The 13184-nt window shown below is 66.5% G+C and carries 14 protein-coding genes; 9 read left to right on the forward strand and 5 right to left on the reverse strand.

The window, feature by feature from the left end; translation table 11 throughout:
- Nucleotides 1–19 precede the first annotated feature (19 nt).
- Nucleotides 20–1627, reverse strand: coding sequence for a phosphoenolpyruvate carboxykinase (locus U1872_RS03255; RefSeq protein WP_332791422.1), 1608 nt, complete (start codon nucleotides 1625–1627; stop codon nucleotides 20–22).
- 167 nt (nucleotides 1628–1794) lie between these two features.
- Between U1872_RS03255 and U1872_RS03260 the strand changes: the two genes are divergently transcribed.
- The 7 genes from U1872_RS03260 (at nucleotide 1795) to U1872_RS03290 (ending at nucleotide 7077) form a co-directional block, all read left to right on the forward strand.
- Nucleotides 1795–2502 (forward strand): response regulator, encoded by a 708-nt coding sequence (locus tag U1872_RS03260; RefSeq protein WP_332791423.1) that lies wholly within the window; start codon nucleotides 1795–1797, stop codon nucleotides 2500–2502.
- A complete protein-coding gene (locus tag U1872_RS03265; RefSeq protein WP_332791424.1) occupies nucleotides 2471–4087 on the forward strand; it encodes a sensor histidine kinase in 1617 nt (538 codons plus the stop codon). Before U1872_RS03260 ends, U1872_RS03265 begins: the two co-directional genes overlap by 32 nt.
- Nucleotides 4084–4509: an HPr kinase/phosphorylase gene (locus U1872_RS03270; protein WP_332791425.1), complete on the forward strand. Its 426-nt coding sequence runs from the start codon at nucleotides 4084–4086 to the stop codon at nucleotides 4507–4509. Before U1872_RS03265 ends, U1872_RS03270 begins: the two co-directional genes overlap by 4 nt.
- The gene (rapZ, locus tag U1872_RS03275) at nucleotides 4506–5471 is read left to right on the forward strand and encodes an RNase adapter RapZ (RefSeq protein WP_332791426.1); all 966 of its coding nucleotides are present in this window, start codon (nucleotides 4506–4508) and stop codon (nucleotides 5469–5471) included. The genes U1872_RS03270 and rapZ overlap by 4 nt, the downstream gene beginning before the upstream one ends.
- Before the next feature lie 13 nt (nucleotides 5472–5484).
- Entirely contained in the window at nucleotides 5485–5892 is a 408-nt protein-coding gene (locus U1872_RS03280; protein ID WP_332791817.1) for a PTS sugar transporter subunit IIA, read from the forward strand.
- Entirely contained in the window at nucleotides 5892–6164 is a 273-nt protein-coding gene (locus tag U1872_RS03285; RefSeq protein WP_332791427.1) for an HPr family phosphocarrier protein, read from the forward strand. Before U1872_RS03280 ends, U1872_RS03285 begins: the two co-directional genes overlap by 1 nt.
- Before the next feature lie 112 nt (nucleotides 6165–6276).
- Nucleotides 6277–7077, forward strand: coding sequence for a TrmH family RNA methyltransferase (locus tag U1872_RS03290; protein ID WP_332791428.1), 801 nt, complete (start codon nucleotides 6277–6279; stop codon nucleotides 7075–7077).
- Between the two features lie 97 nt (nucleotides 7078–7174).
- Here U1872_RS03290 and U1872_RS03295 read toward each other — a convergent pair whose 3' ends face one another.
- The gene (locus U1872_RS03295) at nucleotides 7175–7834 is read right to left on the reverse strand and encodes a tetratricopeptide repeat protein (protein WP_332791429.1); all 660 of its coding nucleotides are present in this window, start codon (nucleotides 7832–7834) and stop codon (nucleotides 7175–7177) included.
- 63 nt (nucleotides 7835–7897) lie between these two features.
- Nucleotides 7898–9376, reverse strand: a complete 1479-nt coding sequence (locus U1872_RS03300) for a DNA recombination protein RmuC (RefSeq protein WP_332791430.1) — start codon at nucleotides 9374–9376, stop codon at nucleotides 7898–7900.
- 151 nt (nucleotides 9377–9527) lie between these two features.
- Here U1872_RS03300 and U1872_RS03305 point away from each other — a divergent pair, with 151 nt between their 5' ends.
- Complete coding sequence (locus U1872_RS03305; RefSeq protein ID WP_332791431.1) at nucleotides 9528–11186, forward strand: formate--tetrahydrofolate ligase; 1659 nt, start codon at nucleotides 9528–9530, stop codon at nucleotides 11184–11186.
- 188 nt (nucleotides 11187–11374) lie between these two features.
- Nucleotides 11375–11560 (forward strand): hypothetical protein, encoded by a 186-nt coding sequence (locus tag U1872_RS03310; protein ID WP_332791432.1) that lies wholly within the window; start codon nucleotides 11375–11377, stop codon nucleotides 11558–11560.
- Between the two features lie 135 nt (nucleotides 11561–11695).
- Here the strand turns inward: U1872_RS03310 and def are convergent, their stop codons facing one another.
- The gene (gene def, locus U1872_RS03315) at nucleotides 11696–12226 is read right to left on the reverse strand and encodes a peptide deformylase (protein WP_332791433.1); all 531 of its coding nucleotides are present in this window, start codon (nucleotides 12224–12226) and stop codon (nucleotides 11696–11698) included.
- A gap of 295 nt (nucleotides 12227–12521) precedes the next feature.
- Nucleotides 12522–13118, reverse strand: coding sequence for a recombination mediator RecR (recR, locus tag U1872_RS03320; RefSeq protein ID WP_332791818.1), 597 nt, complete (start codon nucleotides 13116–13118; stop codon nucleotides 12522–12524).
- Nucleotides 13119–13184 lie beyond the last annotated feature (66 nt).

The following is a 13184-nucleotide window of genomic DNA, read 5'->3' on the forward strand; positions in this document are numbered from 1 at the left end:
CGATCCGGGAATCGGGCGGTCAGGCGGGGACGCTGACTTTCGGCGCGGATTGTCGCACGCCTTCGTCGACATGCTCGGCGAATTGCGCGAAGTTTTCCACGAACAGATCGACGAGCCTGGCTGCGGTCGCGTCATAGGCGTCCTTGTCCGCCCAGGTTTCCCGCGGATCGAGGATCGCGCTGTCGACGCCGGGCACCGCGACGGGAACCTTGAAGCCGAAGTTCGGATCGGTGCGGAACTCGGCCGTGTTGAGGCTGCCGTCGAGGGCTGCATTGAGCAAGGCGCGCGTCGCCTTGATCGGCATGCGGCTGCCCGTGCCATATTTGCCGCCGGTCCAGCCGGTGTTGACCAGCCAGCAATCGACCCCGCCCTTGGCGATCCGGCTCTTGAGCAGATTGCCGTAGACCGACGGGTGCCGCGCCATGAACGGCGCGCCGAAGCAGGTCGAGAAGGTCGCGTCGGGCTCGGTCACGCCGATCTCGGTGCCGGCGACGCGTGCGGTATAGCCCGAGAGGAAGTGATACATCGCCTGTTCGGGGGTGAGCTTGGCGATCGGCGGCAGGATGCCGTACGCGTCGGCGGTCAGCATCACGATGTTGCGCGGCACCGGCCCCATGTTCTTTTCAGACGCATTAGGGATGAAGTCGATCGGATAGGCGCCGCGGCTATTCTCTGCGAGGCTGGCGTCGTCGAGGTCGAGCTGGCGCGTCACGGCGTCCATCACGACATTCTCGAGGATCGTGCCGAAGCGCTTGGTCGTCGCGAAAATCTCCGGCTCGGCATCGGCCGAAAGGCGGATCATCTTGGCGTAGCAACCGCCCTCGAAATTGAACACGGCGGTGTCGGACCAGCCATGCTCGTCATCGCCGATCAGCGTGCGGCTGGCGTCGGCGCTGAGCGTCGTCTTGCCGGTGCCCGACAGGCCGAAGAACACCGCGGTGTCGCCGTCGGGGCCCATGTTAGCGGAGCAGTGCATCGGCATCACGCCGGTCGGGGGCAAGAGATAGTTGAGCAGGCTGAACACCGACTTCTTCATCTCGCCGGCATAGCGCGTGCCGCCGATCAGGATCAGCTTGTCGGTAAAGTTGACCGCGATCACGGTCTCGCTGCGGCAGCCGTGGCGCTCGGGCGAGGCGCGGAAGCTCGGCAGGTCGATGATCGTGTAGTCGGGGACGAAACCGCGCAGCTCGCTCTCTTCGGGGCGGACGAGCATCGTGCGGATGAAGCTGTTGTGCCACGCCAGCTCGTTGATCACGCGGACGTTGACGCGGTGCTCGGGCTGCGAGCCGCCGAACAGGTCCTGGATGAAGAGATCTTCCTTGTCCCGCAACGCGGACAGGAAATCAGCTTTGAGGACAGCGAAATGCTCCGGGCTCATCGCCTTGTTGCTCTTGCCCCACCAGACGGTGCTCTCGGTCTCGGCATCGCGGACGATGAACTTGTCCTGCGCCGAGCGGCCGGTGTGCGCGCCGGTCTCGACCACCAGCGGACCGTCGGCGGACAATTTGCCCTCGCCGCGGGCGATCGCCGACTGGATCAGCCGGGCGGTGACGAGGTTCCAGTGGAGGCTAGCGCGGGTTTCGATGCCCTGCGACTCAAGGCCGTTGGTCGGAATACGATCGCTCACTGGTGGGTCTCCTAATTGTCCCGCGCGGGCCATTTGACCTCGCATCTCTTGCTTCCGCGCATATCGAGGCGTCGCACGCCGGTCAAATCGCTCCGTTCAGCTTCCATTGAGGCTGACCGCCTAATGGATTAAGCCGCCTGCGAAATGATGAAGGAATGCCCCCGCCGATGACGGCAACGATCGCGCTGGTCGATGACGACCGCAACATCCTCACATCGGTATCGATCGCGTTGCAGGCCGAAGGCTTCGTCACGCGGCTCTATTCCGATGGCGAGACCGCGCTGAAGGCGCTGATCGACAATCCGCCCGACATCGCGATCCTCGACATCAAGATGCCGCGGATGGACGGGCTCGAGCTGCTGCGCCGGTTGCGCGAGAAGAGCATGATCCCGGTCATCTTCCTCACCTCGAAGGATGACGAGCTCGACGAGGCGCTCGGGCTCGCGATGGGGGCCGACGACTATATCGCCAAGCCCTTCTCGCAGCGGCTGCTGATCGCCCGGATCCGCGCGATCCTGCGGCGCGCCGACCTGTCGCAGGGCGGTGGCAGCGGCGACGAGGCGACGCCCGAGAGTTCGCTGGTACGCGGACGTCTGGGGATGGACACCGCGCGACACCGCGTCACCTGGGGCGGCGAGACGGTCGTGCTGACCGTTACCGAATTCCTTATCCTCGAAACGCTCGCGCAGCGGCCCGGCATCGTCAAGACGCGCAACCAGCTGATGGATGCCGCCTATCACGACGACATCTATGTCGACGACCGCACGATCGACAGCCATATCAAGCGCGTGCGGCGCAAGTTCCGGCAGGTCGACCCCGAGTTCGACGCGATCGAGACTCTCTATGGAGCGGGCTATCGTTTTTCCGAAGATTGAGCCGTTCGTCGACCCGCGTGCGGCGCAGGTCGCGGCGGGCGACGACGATGCCCGCGCGCTCTCGCTGCGCTGGTCGGCGCGCGTTTCGCTCACCCCGCGCATCCTGTTCGTCAACGTCTTCGCGCTGGCGATGCTGGCGGGTGGTTTCTTCTATCTCGATTCGTATCGCAGCCGGATCGTCGACGGGCGCGTCACGCAGTCGATTCGCGAGGCGCGGCTGATCGCGGAGGCGGTGGTCGCGGTGCCGACCGCGCAGCGCCCCGATCTCGCGGTCAAGCTCGCCCGCGACATGGGCAGCTGGGTGCGAATCTACGATGCCGATGCCAGGCTGATCATCGACACGCGCGCGCTTGGGCTTCGCAACTTCGTGCTGCAGGATCCCGACAAGCAGGATTGGAGCCAGGGCGCGGCGCGCTTCCTCGATGCCGGGATCGACACGGTCGTCGGCACGCCGCGCGCGCCGCTGTATCGCGAACGCAGCAACGGCCTGGCCTGGCCCGATGTGCGCACGGTGCGCTCGGCGCCGACCGTCGCCGCGACGGTGTGGCGCGCGCCCGATCGCACGCCCGTGATCACCGCGGCCTCGCCGATGCCCGGCGGCAGCGTGGTGCTGACCACCTACAACGCACGCGACATCACCCAGACGGTGCGCGTCGAGCGCTTTCGCCTGAGCATCGTGCTGTTCGTCGTGGCGATCGTCTCGGTGCTGCTGTCGCTGTTCCTCGCCCGCACGATCGTGCGCCCGCTGCGGCGGCTTGCCTGGTCGGCGGTGCGCGTCCGATTGGGCCGCGCGCGTGAAGTCGTCGTGCCGCGCCTGCCCGAGCGGCGCGACGAGATCGGGATGCTGGCGCGCGCGCTGTCCGACATGAGCCTCGCCTTGCGCGCGCGGATCGACGCGATCGAGGCGTTCGCCGCCGATGTGACGCACGAGATGAAGAACCCGCTCGCCTCGCTGCGCTCGGCGGTCGAGGGACTGGCGATGGTCAAGGACCCGGCGTTGCAGGAGAGGTTGCTGGCGATTGTGCGCGACGATGTGCACCGGCTCGACCGGCTGATCACCGACATTGCCGAGGCATCGCGGCTCGACGCGCAGCTCAGCCGCGCCAAGTTCGAGCCGGTCGATCTCGGCGCGATGCTGACCGCGCTGATCGCGAGCCGCGAGGCGCGCGGGATCGAACGGGGCATCCGCTTGCGCTTCGTCCAGCCGAGCGCGGAGCCGCTGGTCGTGCTCGGCGAGGGCGCGCGGCTCGAGCGCGTGTTCGAAAATGTCATCGAGAATGCGGTCTCTTTCTCGCCCGACGACGGCTTGATCGGGATTTCCGGCTCGCGCGAGCAGGAGGTCGTGACGATCGCGGTCGAGGATCTTGGGCCGGGGGTGCCCGAGGACGCGCGCGAACAGGTGTTCCAGCGTTTCCAGTCGCTGCGCCCCGAGGGCGAGGCGTTCGGCAAGCATTCTGGCCTCGGCCTCGCGATCGCCCGGACGATCGTCGAGGCGCATCAGGGCGCGATCGTCGCCACCGCGCGCGACGACGGAGCGCGTGGTGCGCGCTTCGTCGTGCGGCTGCCGACCGGGGTCCGATCGTGAGCAGCACCCGGCTGCACGCCACGACCGTCGCGATCGGCGACGTCGCGGTGCTGCTGATCGGGGCGTCGGGCAGCGGCAAATCGGACCTCGCGCTGCGCCTGATCGACCGGGGGGCGGTGCTGGTGAGCGACGACATCACCGACCTGACCGAGCGCGACGGAACCCTCTACGCCGCGCCGCCGGCCACGATCGCCGGGAAGATCGAGGTGCGTGGCCTCGGCATCGTCGAAATGGTCTATAAAGAAGCTATGCCTGTCGCGCTCGTAATCCGGCTCGACGGCGTGATCGAACGGATGCCGCCCGAGGATAGGACCATGGCGATCGCGGGGATCGCTCTTCCGGTCGTTGCCCTCGATGCATTCGCCGCATCGACGCCGATCGCGGTGGAATTGGCGCTCGCGCACGCTAGAGAGGCGCGATGAAGCACGATCCCAAAGATATCCTGCTCGTTACCGGCATGTCGGGTGCGGGAAAGTCGACCGTGCTGCGCACGCTCGAGGATCTCGGATGGGAGGTGGTCGACAATCTCCCGCTGCTGCTGCTCGACCGGCTATTGAGCGCGCCGCTGCCCGAAGGAGTCGAGCGGTCGGGGCAGCCGCTCGCGCTCGGCATCGGCGCGCGGACCCGCGATTTCGACCCCGACCGGATCGTGTCGCGGATCAAGCAATTGCGCGAGGCGCACGGCTACGACATCGGCACCTTGTTCCTCGATTGCGCCGGTGGCGAGCTCGAACGGCGCTATTCCGAGACGCGCCGCCGCCATCCGCTCGCGCTCGACCGGCCCGCGTCGGACGGCATCGCGCGCGAACGCGAAATGCTGGCACCCTTGCGCGGTTGGGCGAATCGGCTGATCGACACCACTACCCTCACCGCGAACGAGCTGGCGCAGCAGGTGCGGACGACCTTCTCGGGCGAACAGCTCGGCGAGCGGTTGGGCGAGCCGACGCTGTCGGTGACGTCGTTCGGCTTTGCGCGCGGGCTGCCGCGCAATGCCGACCTGGTGTTCGACATGCGCTTCCTGCGCAATCCGCACTGGGTGCCCGAATTGCGGCCCGGGACCGGGCTCGACGCCGACGTCTCGGCCTATATCGCCGAGGATCCGGCCTATGACGCCGCGCTGGCGCAGATCGAATCGCTGCTCTTGCTGCTGCTGCCACGCTACCGCGCCGAGGGGAAATCCTATGTCACGGTGGCATTTGGCTGTACTGGAGGGAGACATCGCTCGGTGCATGTGACCGAGCGGGTTGCGGCGCGGTTGCGCGCCGAAGGATTTTCGCCCACGGTCGCGCACCGCGATCTCGCCGCCGCTCCCCAGGACTCGCTGGAGGGCATGCGCGACGAGACGCCGGACGAAACGATGGCTGATGGGGCGCCTGTTGCATGAGTTTGGTGGAACGATGATCGGACTGGTTCTCGTAACCCACGGCCGGCTGGCCGACGAATTCGTCACTGCGATGGAGCATGTCGTCGGCAAGCAGGAAGGCGTGGCGACCGTCAATATCGGTCCCGAAGACGACATGGAGGCGCGCCGCAACGACATAGCCGAGGCGATCGCGCGCGTCGACACCGGGCGTGGCGTCATCCTGCTGACCGACCTGTTCGGCGGCACGCCGTCGAACCTCGCCATCTCGCTGATGGAGCGTGGGCGGATCGAGGTGATCGCCGGGATCAATCTGCCGATGCTGATCCGGCTCGAATCGGCGCGCAAGAAATTGAAGATCGTCGAGGCGGTCGCCGCGGCGCGTGAGGCCGGGCGCAAATATATCTCGGTTGCGTCCGAAGTGCTGGGCGAGGCGGCCGCCTGATGGCTGTGACGCGGTCGGTGCTGATCACCAACAAGCGCGGGCTGCATGCGCGTGCGTCTGCCAAGTTCGTCACGCTGGCGGCGGCTCAGCCGTGCGAGTTGCTCGTCGAGAAGGACGGCGCCGGATCGGTGACGGGCACCTCGATCATGGGGCTGATGATGCTCGGCGCGGCGAAGGGCGACACGATCATCATCTCGGCCGAGGGCGACCATGCCGAGGTCGCGGTTGGTGCGCTGTGCGACCTGGTCGAGGCGAAGTTCGGCGAGGATTGATACGCCTTCTTCCCCCCTTCCGCTTGCGGGAGGGGTTGGGGGAGGGCATGTGGCGGCGATGCGCGATGACAGCCCCTCCCCTAGCCCCTCCCACAAGTGGGAGGGGAATTAGATGCCCCGCGAAATCACCGCTTATTCCAACCCGCTGATCAAGCGCGTCCGCTCACTGCGCGAGAAGCGTCATCGCCGCGACGAAGGGCTGTTCCTCGCCGAGGGGCTGCGCATCCTGACCGAGGCACGCGAGGCCGGGCGGATCCCGCAATTCCTGTTCTTCGCGCGCGACAGCGCCGCGCATCCGCTGGTCCAGGCGCTGGTCGTCGCGGTCGAGGCGAGTGGCGGCGAGGCGATCGAGACCGTTCCCGACATTCTCTCCAAGCTCTCGGGCAAGGACAATCCGCAAGCGGTGGTCGGCGTGTTCGCGGAGTTCACCGCGACGCTCGACTCTCTCGACCGGAGCAGCGCACACACCTGGCTGGTCGCCGAGCGGCTGCGCGATCCCGGCAATCTCGGCACGATCCTGCGCACTGGCGACGCGGTCGGTGCGGGCGGGCTGATCCTGATCGGCGAATGCGTCGATCCCTTCTCGGTCGAGGCGGTGCGCGCGAGCATGGGCGCGCTGTTCACCGTGCCGGTGGTGCAGTGCGAATGGGATGAATTCTTGCCGTGGCTGCGCAGCGGGCCGGGGCAGCTCGTCGGCCTGAGCCTCGACACCACGGTCGATTACCGCTCGGCGCGCTATGCAGCGCCGACTTTCCTGCTGACCGGCAACGAAGCGCAGGGCATGCCCGACGCCTATGCCGCGCAGTGCGACCTGCTGGTCAAGATCCCGATGCTCGGCAAGGCCGACAGCCTCAACGCCGCGGTGGCGACCGCAGTGATGGCGTATGAAGTGCTGGGGCAGCGTTCGACCTAAGGCTGACGCCGATCGAGCTTCCGGGTTTCGATAACATCAGTTTCACGGGAAGAGGATTTCAGGCAATCTCGGGTTGGACGCCGGCAAACGGAGACCTTTAGCTCGGGGTGCGGCGCTGGTCGGCGATGTAGCGCAACTCGTTCTTGGCCTTGGCGTCGTTCGGATCGAGCTCGAGGCATTTGCGATACAGCGCCTCGGCCTCATCGAACTTGCGCTGTTCGCTCAGCGCATAGCCCATGCAGCGCCACGCCAGCCCTTGCTCACGCTTCACCCGCTCGGGCGCGGAAAGATCTGCATAGCCCGACGCGCGCTCGCACAGCTCGAGCATCTTGGCCCAATTGCGCTCGGGGCGGTAGGATTGGCCGAGCTCGGTGAGGAAATGCGCATGCATCGGGGCGAGCTCGACGAGGCGTTCGTAGGTGGCCCGCGCTTCGGGCAAGCGACCGAGATCGACCAGTGCATAGCCCTTGACGAACAAGGCGTCGCAATAGTCGGGACCGAGCGCGACGGCATCCTGCTTCGCGCTCGCCGCCATCCCCATGTAGGCGAGCGTCTGGACGGTCGTCATGCCGCAGAAGCGGCGGCGCTTTTCGCTGGCCTGCGCCTGTTCGAATGCCGCAATCACCGGGCCGATCGTATCGAGCGCGACCTGTGCCTGGCCTTTCAGCAGGGCTGCCGATGCCGCGTCGAGACCGGTCCGTTGTGCCGTGGCGGAATCATCGGACGCGGCGGTTGCCGGGCTCGCCGCAAGGGCCATCGCGACAGCTATCCAAACGTCCCGCCGCATGTCCCATCCCCCGAGCCGATTCGCGCTAGACGATTAGTCTGCCACGCTTTCTTCGGATTGCGGCAGCAATTTCGGCGTGTCGTCATAGCGTGCGAGCACTTCGACCGGCGACACATCCTCCAGCTCGCGCGCGCCGGTCTCGATGTTGAGGTCGCGGAACTTGCGGCCGGTGACCATCAGGCGTCCGTTGAACGAGTTGGAGAAGCTGTTGAAATTGTTGACCGCGCTGTTGAGCCCTGCCCCGACCTTGCGCAGATCGTCGGCCACCTTGGCGAGGCGGTCGTGCATTTCCTTGCCGAGCCGGCCGATCTCGGCGGCTTCCTTCGCTAGCCGCTCCTGACGCCATACCGCCGCGACGGTCCGCGCGATCGCGATGAGGTTGGTCGGCGTCGCGAGCAGAACGCGCTTCTCGAAGGCGAAGTCCCACAAGGTCGGGTCCTGCTCGAGCGCGGCCGAGAGGAAATGTTCGCCAGGGACGAACATGATGACGTAATCGGGCGCGTCGGCGAACTGGCTCCAATAGGCCTTGTTGCCGAGCCCGTTGACGTGTGCGCGCATCGCCGCAGCGTGCAAAGCGAGGCCCTTCGCGCGCTCCTCCTCGTCGACCGCGCCGAATGCGTCCTGATAGGCATTGAGCGACACCTTGGCGTCGATCACCAGCGCACGCCCGCCGGGCACCTTGACGATCGCGTCGGGGCGCAGCCGCCCGCCGGCGCGCTCGTCGGCGTCGCCGCTCGCGACCGAGACTTCAGTCTGGAAGTCGGTATGTTCGGACAAGCCACAGGTTTCGAGCACATTCTTCAGCTGCTGCTCGCCCCAGCGGCCGCGCGACTTCGGTGCGTTGCGCAGCGAATTGACGAGCTTGGCGGCCTCGCTCGACACCTTCTCCTGGCCGACGCGCAGGCCCTCGATCTGGCCCTTGAGCTGATCGAACGCGCTGACGCGATCGAGCTCGACCTTGGTCACAGCCTCCTCGTAGCGCAGCAGGCGGTCGCTGACCGGCTGGAGCATCGACTTGAGGTTGGCGCCCGCCGTTTCCTCGGACTGGCGGAAGCGCTCGTCGGCGCGCTTGAGGAAGATATCCTGCGCATCCGTGAGCAATTTGTTCGAGACTTCGGCGAACTGCGTCGCGAGCAGCTCCTTGGCGTGGAGCAGCTCGGCGATCCGCGTCTCGTGCGTCTCACGTACCATCTTGAGCCGCGCTTCGTCGGCGTCGCGCATCTCGGCGAGGCGGCTCTCGAAGGCAGAGCTATGCGTTTTAAGCGCGGTATTCTCGAGCCGGGCGATATCGCGCTCGTTGCGGATCGCGGTGAGCTCGGCGCGCAGCTGGTCGGCGGCGCGGGCGCGCTCCTCGGCGCTGGCGAGATCGACGATCGCGCGCTTGAAATCGGCCTCGCGCGCCGCGGCGTCGGCGCGGACGGCGGCGAGCGGGCGCCCGGCAAGCACCCAGCCCAGCGCCAGCCCGATCAGCAAGGCGGCCATCGCAAGCAGGGCAATCGTCAATCCGGTCATCTTGGGTCTCGCTGGAACATTGAGCGAACCAGTAGCCCGCGCGTGACGGATGGTAAATGCTCGCGCGACGGACCGAGCGGTAATGCCCCGACACAATCCTGCGTCATCATTCTCTACCTGCCCTTTTGCTTGGGATTTGGTAGGGCAAGGTATGCTCACCGACATTGCCATCTCGCGCGCCGCAACCCTGCAACCCATCGGCGCCATTGCGGCGGCGGCCGGCATTCCGCCGAAAGCGGTCGAGCCCTATGGCCACCACAAGGCGAAGATCGACCTTGCCGCCCTCCCGGCCACCACACAGGGCAAGCTGATCCTCGTCACCGCGATCAACCCGACGCCGGCGGGCGAAGGCAAGTCGACGACGTCGGTCGGGCTCGCTGACGCGCTCAACCGGACCGGACGCAGGACGATGCTCGCGCTGCGCGAGCCTTCGCTCGGGCCGTGCTTCGGCACCAAGGGCGGCGCGACCGGTGGCGGCTATGCGCAGGTCGTGCCGATGGAGGACATCAACCTCCACTTTACTGGCGACTTTCACGCGATCACCTCGGCGCACAATCTGCTCGCGGCGATGATCGACAACCATGTCCATTGGGGCAATGCACTCGACATCGACGTGCGGCGGATCGTCTGGCGGCGCGTGCTCGACATGAACGATCGCGCGCTCCGCGACATCGCCCAGTCGCTCGGCGGCCCGGCCAATGGCTATCCGCGCGAAAGCGGCTTCGACATCACCGTCGCTTCCGAGGTGATGGCGATCCTGTGCCTCGCGACCGATTTGCATGATCTCGAGGCGCGGCTCGGGCGGATCGTCGTCGCTTATACGCGGGGCAAGCAGGCGGTGACCGCCCGCGATCTCAAGGCCGATGGCGCCATGGCGGTGCTGCTCGCCCAGGCGATCAAGCCCAACCTCGTCCAGACCTTGGAAGGCACGCCGGCGTTCGTCCATGGCGGGCCGTTCGCCAACATCGCGCATGGCTGCAATTCGGTGATCGCGACCCGCGCGGCGCTGGGGCTGGCCGACTATGTCGTAACCGAGGCCGGGTTCGGCGCGGATCTGGGCGCGGAGAAGTTCTTCGACATCAAGTGCCGCCAGGCCGGGTTGAAGCCCGCGGCGGCGGTGATCGTGGCGACCGTACGGGCGCTCAAGATGAACGGGGGTGTTGCCAAGCCCGATCTCGGCGCGCGCGATGCCGAGGCAGTGCGACGCGGTGGCGTCAATCTCGCACGGCATGTCGAGAATGTGCGGGCTTTCGGCGTACCGGTGGTGGTGGCGATCAACCGCTTCGATGGCGATACGCCCGAGGAAGTCGCGGTAATCCACGAGATCGCCGCCGCGCAGGGGTGCGAGGCGGTGCTGTGCTCGCATTGGGCCGAGGGTGGCGCGGGGGCGATCGCGCTGGCCGACAAGGTTGCCGCGCTGGCCGACGCGCCGTCACAATTCGCGCCGCTCTATCCCGATGACCTCTCGCTGTTCGACAAGATCAACACCGTCGCGACGCGGATCTACCGCGCCGAGGAAGCCGTCGCCGAGCCGTCGGTGCTGGCGCAGCTCGCGCGGTTCGAGGCGGCGGGGTTCGGGCATCTGCCGGTGTGCATGGCGAAGACGCAGTACAGCTTCTCGACCGATCCGGCCAAGCTCGGCGCGCCGACGGGACATGTCGTGCCGGTGCGCGAGGTACGGTTGAGCGCGGGCGCGGGCTTCGTGGTGGCGATCTGCGGGGAGATCATGACGATGCCGGGCCTGCCGAGGGTGCCGGCGGCGGAAGGGATCCGGTTCGGGGCAAACGGCGAGATCGAGGGCTTGTTCTAGCGGGGGATCGATGCCCTGTGGCGCGACGCCGTCCGGGACGCGCGCAAAACACGTGCCGCCCGGGTTGCGTAAACCATAAAATACATCAATCTTTTTGCGGCTATCGGTGCGGAAGCTTCCTTGGTACGGCGTTGCTCGAACCCGGTATTATGCTGACGAGGGGGCGTACGATGGAACGGTTTTCGCCAATGTTCGTGCTGATTTCGATATTCGTGTCGGGCAGCATTGGCGCGTCGGCCGGGTTTGTGATCGGTGGGCTGATGGCGTCGGGCAAGGTGAGCGACCTCGAATCCCGGGTCTACTTGCTCGAGCGGCTCATTACGAAGCTGACGGGCGAAGCCGCCCTGCCCGCCGAAGTCACGGATTTCCGATAATCCACCGACCCCACGAAGGATCCGGAAACGCCCTGGCGTCGGTGACGGCAAGCCCCTCGGCAAGCGCGGACGCCCTCACCGATCGGCGGAAATATTGGCCGCCACGGCCTCACCAAGCGCGATAGGCCCCCCGGATCACGCCGCCTTGCGCATCTTCGTCAGCTTCTTGAGCAGCATGTCGCGCTTGAGCTTCGAGATGTGGTCGATGAACAGCACGCCATTGAGATGGTCGATCTCGTGCTGCAGCGCGGTTGCGAGCAGGCCGTCGAAATCGCCCTCGTGGGCGGCGCCCTGCTCGTCGAGCCAGCGCGCGCGGCAGCCGGTTGGGCGCTCGACCTCGGCATATTGCTCGGGGATCGACAGGCAGCCCTCGTTGTAGAACGAGGTTTCCTCGCTGACCGAGATCAGCTCGGGGTTGATGTAGACGAGCGGCTTGCGGACCGGCTTGGCGTCTTCTTCCGCGGACTCGGGCTCCTGCAGGTCAATCACGACGATGCGCTGCTCGATGCCGACCTGCGTTGCCGCAAGGCCGATGCCGCGTGCGTCGTACATCGTGTCGAACATGTCGGCGACGATCTTCTTGACGGCGTCGTCCACCGTCTCGACGGGCTTGGCGACGGCACGGAGGCCGGGGTGCGGGACTTCAAGGATTTCTAGGACAGCCATTCCCGCGAGCTAGGAAAGGTCGGGCTGCGCGTCAAGTTTTAGAAGGAGGGTTGATTCACACGAAGACACGAAGGCGCGAAGCAGAAGCAGATTTGGTTTACGCGAAGGCGCGGAGAAGCGTTATCGGGATGACCGCCCGCGCACTGGGCAACAGCAGCCCTGCGGCTAGCGATTTAGAGAGCCGCTGCGCGGCGGGCGCAACCTCTTCGTGCCTTCGTGTCTTCGTGTGAAACTCCCTCTTCTGCCTTCTCCTCCGCGTCTCCGCGTGAACGAAATTTTCTTCGCTTTGCGGGCTTCAAGCCACCGGCCGCCGCGCCCGCAGTGCCTGCGCCAAGGTCCCCTCGTCGAGATAATCGAGCTCACCCCCGACCGGCAAACCATGCGCCAACTGCGTGATACGGATCGGGAAGCGTTCGATCCGTTCGGCGATGTAATGCGCCGTGGTCTGGCCCTCAAGCGTGGCGTTCATCGCCAGGACCACCTCGTCGATGCCGCCATCGGCGATCCGGCGGACGAGTGATTCGATCGCGAGATCCTCCGGGCGAACCCCCTCGAGCGCCGACAGCCGCCCGCCGAGCACATGGAAGCGCCCAGGAAACAGCCGCGAGCGATCGAGCGCCCACAGGTCGGCAACTTCCTCGACCACGCACAACGCGCGCGCATCGCGGCGCGGATCGGCGCAAACTCCGCACGGATTCGCCGTGTCGATATTGCCGCAGATCGAACAGGTTGAGAGGTTTTCCTCGACCGCCATCAAAGCATTAAGCAACGGCGCCAGCGCGCCCTCGCGCTTCTTGAGCAGGTGCAGCACCGCGCGGCGCGCCGACCTGGGGCCAAGGCCGGGAAGCTTGGACAGGGCCTGGGTCAGCGCTTCGATTTCGGGAGAGGCCATCGCCATGAGATAGGACGCGCGGAAGCGTTCGTCACTAGCGCGTCGCCCCGGCTTCGCGTCGCCCCC

The organism is Parasphingomonas frigoris, from assembly GCF_036663815.1.
GTDB lineage: Bacteria > Pseudomonadota > Alphaproteobacteria > Sphingomonadales > Sphingomonadaceae > Sphingomonas.

What these genes read in the sequence shown, in the direction of transcription:
- U1872_RS03260 (WP_332791423.1), top strand. Translation starts at nt 1,795, where the DNA reads ATGACGGCAACGATCGCGCTGGTCGATGACGACCGCAACATCCTCACA.
- U1872_RS03265 (WP_332791424.1), top strand. Translation starts at nt 2,471, where the DNA reads ATGGAGCGGGCTATCGTTTTTCCGAAGATTGAGCCGTTCGTCGACCCG.
- rapZ (WP_332791426.1), top strand. Translation starts at nt 4,506, where the DNA reads ATGAAGCACGATCCCAAAGATATCCTGCTCGTTACCGGCATGTCGGGT.
- U1872_RS03280 (WP_332791817.1), top strand. Translation starts at nt 5,485, where the DNA reads ATGATCGGACTGGTTCTCGTAACCCACGGCCGGCTGGCCGACGAATTC.
- U1872_RS03285 (WP_332791427.1), top strand. Translation starts at nt 5,892, where the DNA reads ATGGCTGTGACGCGGTCGGTGCTGATCACCAACAAGCGCGGGCTGCAT.
- U1872_RS03290 (WP_332791428.1), top strand. Translation starts at nt 6,277, where the DNA reads ATGCCCCGCGAAATCACCGCTTATTCCAACCCGCTGATCAAGCGCGTC.
- U1872_RS03295 (WP_332791429.1), bottom strand. Translation starts at nt 7,834, where the DNA reads ATGGCCCTTGCGGCGAGCCCGGCAACCGCCGCGTCCGATGATTCCGCC.
- U1872_RS03300 (WP_332791430.1), bottom strand. Translation starts at nt 9,376, where the DNA reads ATGACCGGATTGACGATTGCCCTGCTTGCGATGGCCGCCTTGCTGATC.
- U1872_RS03305 (WP_332791431.1), top strand. Translation starts at nt 9,528, where the DNA reads ATGCTCACCGACATTGCCATCTCGCGCGCCGCAACCCTGCAACCCATC.
- U1872_RS03310 (WP_332791432.1), top strand. Translation starts at nt 11,375, where the DNA reads ATGTTCGTGCTGATTTCGATATTCGTGTCGGGCAGCATTGGCGCGTCG.
- def (WP_332791433.1), bottom strand. Translation starts at nt 12,226, where the DNA reads ATGGCTGTCCTAGAAATCCTTGAAGTCCCGCACCCCGGCCTCCGTGCC.
- recR (WP_332791818.1), bottom strand. Translation starts at nt 13,118, where the DNA reads ATGGCCTCTCCCGAAATCGAAGCGCTGACCCAGGCCCTGTCCAAGCTT.